This is a genomic window from Schnuerera sp., assembly GCF_035459645.1.
Lineage (GTDB): Bacteria > Bacillota > Clostridia > Tissierellales > Tepidimicrobiaceae > Schnuerera.
In genome coordinates this window covers 1-4,793 of the sequence record NZ_DATHXO010000242.1, presented here as the reverse complement: position 1 = coordinate 4,793, position 4,793 = coordinate 1, and the positions used below count along the sequence as shown (strand labels likewise).

The following is a 4,793-nucleotide window of genomic DNA, read 5'->3' as shown; positions in this document are numbered from 1 at the left end:
AAGTATCTTTTATTGTTGAATATTGGGATAAATAAAAGGTTTGCGAATTAGTGCAGCCTGTTAGGAGAATCGTTAGAATTAATGTTAGTAGAATAATTAGATCTGTTTTTTTCCACATATATGCATCTCCTTCCGTATATTTAATTATTTTATTTATAATATTTTCAATATACTACATACCATAATATTTCTAAAAAACTATGATTAGGAATAAATTCCTAATCATAGTTTTTAATTAGTTTCATTTAGTGGATATGATAATAACTTTTTATTATTTCACTTCCTTTCCAAGTACCACATCCTGTACAAAACTCTATTCTTACCTCATCTACTCTGCAATTGAGTTCCGAATTTGGTCTGTCTACCCTAGTATGTCTTGTAGTGTAATTATATCTAGTTCCCATATTGTCACAGCACGTTTCATGCATTGGTTCTTGTATAAAATCCATATTTTTTTCGCCTATGTCTTCTGATTTAAATGCATATGTGGCTTTAGAAAATGTTGCCATTATAACTATGAATAATGCTATAATTTTGATCTTCCTTTTCATTTCACTCCCCTCCTATCTTTTATAATTTACCTAGGCTATTTAATACTTTCTAATCAAATCTATTTCCGAATAAATTTCCATGTATTTATATTTGTTAAAGTTTAATTTATTTGTTCTTTCTATCTCTTGTCAAATCTATCTGAATTATATATTATAAAGTCCACTCTTTCCTAGTAAATTAGTTTACTATCTATAATGTACTATATTGTCCAACTTTTGTCAAAGATTTTTTGAAAATTTCTATAAAAAAACCTATATTTATATTGAAATATAAATATAGGTTTTAGAGATTATTTTATTATATTTTCATCAATAAACTTTTCTACATCTTCTGCTGTAGGTAAGCTTAAAATCTCATCTAACATTGATTGTATTTCTTTTTTAGATATATTATTGATTATATATCTTGCTTCTAACATAGAAGATGAGCTCATGCTGAATTCATCTAATCCCATGGCCAATAATAAAGGTATTAGTTTCTTATCTCCTGCTGCTTCTCCACACATACCAACCCATATACCTGCTTTATGACCATTTTCTATAGTCATTTTTATTAATTTTAATACAGCAGGATGATATTGATTATATAGATGAGATATATCTTGATTTCCTCTATCTACTGCTACTGTATATTGAATTAAATCATTGGTTCCAATGCTGAAGAAATCTACTTCCTTTGCAAATATATCTGAATGAATTGCCACAGCTGGTATTTCAACCATTATACCTACTTCTATATCTTCATTAAAGGGGATGTTTTCCTTTCTTAATTCATCTTTAGCTTCTTCTAATATCTTTTTACTATCCCTTATTTCCTTTATATTGGATATCATAGGAAACATGATTTTTATATTTCCAAAAGCAGAGGCTCTTAATAAAGCTCTTAATTGGGTTTTAAATATATCTGTTCTATCTAGACAAAGCCTAATGGCCCTATATCCTAAAAATGGATTCATTTCATCTGGAAGATTTAAATAAGGAATATCTTTATCTCCACCAACGTCTAAGGTTCTAATTACAACTGGTTTCCCTTCTAACCTTTCAGCTACTATTTTATAGGATTCAAATTGTTCTTCTTCTGTAGGCAATTTATCACTATCCATATATAGGAATTCTGTTCTATATAATCCTACTCCTTCTCCGTCATTTTCTATAACCTTATCTACATCTTTAGGAGTACCTATATTAGCAGCTATCTCCACTTTTATTCCATCTTTTGATATACTATCTTTGCCTTTCATTTCCCTAGTCTTTAATTTGAATTCTTCATATTCTTTTTTCTTTTCCTTATAAGTTTTTATTTCTTCTTCAGAAGGATTTAATAATACAACTCCTTCTCCTCCATCGATTATCATAAAATCTCCATTTTTAGCTATATTAGTTATATCCCTTACACCTGCTACTGCTGGTATTTCTAAAGTTCTAGCCATAATGGATGTATGGGAAGTTTTGCCTCCTAGTTCAGTTACTATACCTATTACCTTTTCTTTGTTCATTTGAGCTGTATCAGATGGTATTAAGTCTTCAGCTACTATAATGGACTCTTCTTTTATAGATTTTAAATCTGCACCTTCTATTTCTAATAATATTCTTAACAATCTTTTGGATACATCTTTTAAATCTAAGGCTCTTTCTTTTAAATATTCATCTTCAATATTGTCAAATAATGATATATAATGATCCGATACTTCTTTAACAGCCCATTCCGCGTTAACGATTTCATCTTTTATCTTAGACTTTACACTATTAATAAATTCTGGATCTTCTATCATCATTTTATGAGCATTAAATATTTCTGCTTCTTTTTCTCCTACTGTTTTAAAAGTTTCCTCATATAATTCATGAATTTCCATAAGCCCTTGTTCAATAGCTTTATCTAATCTTTCAATCTCGTAGTCTGTATCTTTAACTTTATTTTTTTCTATTATGATTTCAGGTTCTTTATATACTAAAACTTTGCCTAAAGCAATTCCTGATGAGGTTCCTATGGCTTTCATATGAATGCCTCCTATTCATTAAAATTATCATTGACTAGTTTTACTAATGCCTTTACAGCATCCTCAGCATCACTACCTTCTGCTTGTATTAAAACTGTATCTCCTTTACCTGCTCCCATACTTAATATACCCATAATGCTCTTAGCATTATATTCTTTTCCATCCTTCACTACAGTTATATCAGATGTAAATCTAGAGGCCTCCTTTACGAATAAACTTGCTGGTCTTGCATGAAGCCCTGTCTCATTTTTCAATGTTACTTCTTCTTTGTACATTATTTATTCCTCCTTAATAACTTTTTTTAACTAATTTGAAATAATTTATTTTGTTAAGCATATTTATTATGCTTATAACCATTTCCAATTATTTAAATATATTGGGAATTTGTACCTAAATGAAAAGGTTTGCATAAAAAAGTAAGGTGCCAAATGGCACCTTACTAATATTCTTTAAATAATTCTTTTTTAGCATTACATAGTGGGCAATTGTCTTCTTCACCAGTTAAACTGATAAATCCACATACAGGACATAATAATACGGTTTTTGCTTCCAAATCTTTCTCTTGGTCTACAGATTCTTTTGCTTTGGTAAATAACTCAGCATGCACTTTTTCTGCTTCAATAGCATATCTCATAGCTGAAATAGCTGCCTTTTCATTTTGCATTTCAGCTACAGCTATGTATGCTGGATACATTTGTTCAACTTCAAATAATTCTCCATTGATTGCACCTTGAAGGTTCTCGGATGTTGTACCAAGACCAAATCCAGCTCCTGATGTTACAGAAAAGTCACCTTTTTCATCTTTTAAAGCTTTAAAATGTAAAGTAGCATGTACTTCTTCTGCATCAGAAGTTGCCATAAATAATCTTGCTACTGTTGGGTAACCATCCTTTTTAGCTTTGTCACCCCAGATTCTATATCTCATATGTGCTTGGCTTTCACCGCCATAAGCTGACCTTAAATTGTCTGCTGTCATTGCGTTCATATGTACTTCCCCCTTCATAAATATATTATTTTCAATAATATATATACCTTATTATATCCTTTTTAAACAAATAAGTCTAGGGGTAATACTTGTAATTTTATAATCGCAAAAAAATATTAAATATCCCCAGTTAGATGAAACATCTAACTGGGGATATTCAAGGCTATTTTTATTTCACCATTGACTTTAATAATATTTCTTCCTATTTAATTCATCCTGTACTATCATCAAAGCTTCTCCAAACCTTTGAAAATGGACTACTTCTCTTTCTCTTAGAAATCTTAATGTATCGGTAACTCCAGGATCATCACTTATATTTATAAGCCACTCATAAGTAGCCCTTGCCTTTTCTTCTGCTGCCATATCTTCATGAAGATCTGCTACAGGATCATCTTTAGAATTTAAAAATGTTGCAGTCCATGGAACCCCTGCAGCATTATGAGGAAATGGACTTTTACCGTGATTCACATAATGAGCTTCAAAAGGTGTTCCTTTAATTTGATCTACTGAAGCGTCTTTTACTAGCTTCCATACTAATGTCCCTATTATCTCCCAATGAGCTAGTTCTTCTGTGCCTATATCTGTTAACAGAGCTTTTGTTTGATTGGTAGGCATAGTCCATCTCTGGGTTAAGTATCTAATTCCTGCTGATAATTCCCCATCTGCACCACCAAACTGTTCTATTATCATAGCCGCTAGAGCTGGATTAGTAGTATCTACTCTAACAGGATATTGTAATTTTTTCTCATAAATCCACATAATTTTCCCTCCTATTAGATATCAAAGTTTATTTCCCAAGGCCAAGGTCCGTTAATATAAGCCCAAGGGCAACCGCTCATTCCAGTGTATTTTAATGGACCATATCTTGCTTGGTATAATGACAATAGTTCACTATATTTTTGAGAATTGGCATTATGAAGTCTTAGTGCTCTTTCATCTGTTGGATGGGTGTCTAAATAAAGACTAGTTTCGACTAATACAAAGCTTATCTCCATTATTTCCTTTAACAATATTTGCTGTTCCCTATCCATAAAATCCACCTCCACTTAAACTCATCTTTTCCTTCTTATATGGCATATACAATTCAGGAAATAGAGTGCCTTTTTTAAGTGCTTCACTTGGACTATATACTTGATTCATAATTTGAAATGGTATATAGACCCTGGCTAGTTGTTTTTCTTTTCCTCTTTCATAAAAATCTCCACTCATTTAGAATCCTCCCTCATGTAAATATTATTTCTTTTCAATATATAGTACGTT

7 protein-coding genes are annotated in these 4,793 nt (G+C 31.0%); all 7 read right to left on the bottom strand.

Going from position 1 to position 4,793, the window contains the following annotated elements:
• Positions 1-245: 245 nt before the first annotated feature.
• Positions 246-551 (bottom strand): hypothetical protein, encoded by a 306-nt coding sequence (locus VK998_RS05705; protein WP_325226454.1) that lies wholly within the window; start codon positions 549-551, stop codon positions 246-248.
• Positions 552-841: 290 nt separating this feature from the next.
• Positions 842-2,548: a phosphoenolpyruvate--protein phosphotransferase gene (gene ptsP, locus VK998_RS05700; RefSeq protein ID WP_325226452.1), complete on the bottom strand. Its 1,707-nt coding sequence runs from the start codon at positions 2,546-2,548 to the stop codon at positions 842-844.
• Between the two features lie 11 nt (positions 2,549-2,559).
• Positions 2,560-2,823 (bottom strand): HPr family phosphocarrier protein, encoded by a 264-nt coding sequence (locus tag VK998_RS05695; protein WP_325226450.1) that lies wholly within the window; start codon positions 2,821-2,823, stop codon positions 2,560-2,562.
• A 164-nt stretch (positions 2,824-2,987) separates the two neighbouring features.
• Positions 2,988-3,533, bottom strand: a complete 546-nt coding sequence (locus tag VK998_RS05690) for a rubrerythrin family protein (protein ID WP_325226448.1) — start codon at positions 3,531-3,533, stop codon at positions 2,988-2,990.
• Positions 3,534-3,719: 186 nt separating this feature from the next.
• Entirely contained in the window at positions 3,720-4,292 is a 573-nt protein-coding gene (locus VK998_RS05685) for a manganese catalase family protein (RefSeq protein WP_325226446.1), read from the bottom strand.
• A 14-nt stretch (positions 4,293-4,306) separates the two neighbouring features.
• Positions 4,307-4,564, bottom strand: a complete 258-nt coding sequence (locus VK998_RS05680; RefSeq protein ID WP_325226444.1) for a spore coat protein CotJB — start codon at positions 4,562-4,564, stop codon at positions 4,307-4,309.
• Positions 4,557-4,742 (bottom strand): spore coat associated protein CotJA, encoded by a 186-nt coding sequence (locus VK998_RS05675; RefSeq protein ID WP_325226443.1) that lies wholly within the window; start codon positions 4,740-4,742, stop codon positions 4,557-4,559. Before VK998_RS05675 ends, VK998_RS05680 begins: the two co-directional genes overlap by 8 nt.
• Positions 4,743-4,793 lie beyond the last annotated feature (51 nt).

Coding starts and splice junctions, on each gene's coding strand:
- VK998_RS05685 (WP_325226446.1), bottom strand. CDS start 4,292: ATGTGGATTTATGAGAAAAAATTACAATATCCTGTTAGAGTAGATACT.
- VK998_RS05675 (WP_325226443.1), bottom strand. CDS start 4,742: ATGAGTGGAGATTTTTATGAAAGAGGAAAAGAAAAACAACTAGCCAGG.
- VK998_RS05690 (WP_325226448.1), bottom strand. CDS start 3,533: ATGAACGCAATGACAGCAGACAATTTAAGGTCAGCTTATGGCGGTGAA.
- VK998_RS05695 (WP_325226450.1), bottom strand. CDS start 2,823: ATGTACAAAGAAGAAGTAACATTGAAAAATGAGACAGGGCTTCATGCA.
- VK998_RS05705 (WP_325226454.1), bottom strand. CDS start 551: ATGAAAAGGAAGATCAAAATTATAGCATTATTCATAGTTATAATGGCA.
- ptsP (WP_325226452.1), bottom strand. CDS start 2,548: ATGAAAGCCATAGGAACCTCATCAGGAATTGCTTTAGGCAAAGTTTTA.
- VK998_RS05680 (WP_325226444.1), bottom strand. CDS start 4,564: ATGGATAGGGAACAGCAAATATTGTTAAAGGAAATAATGGAGATAAGC.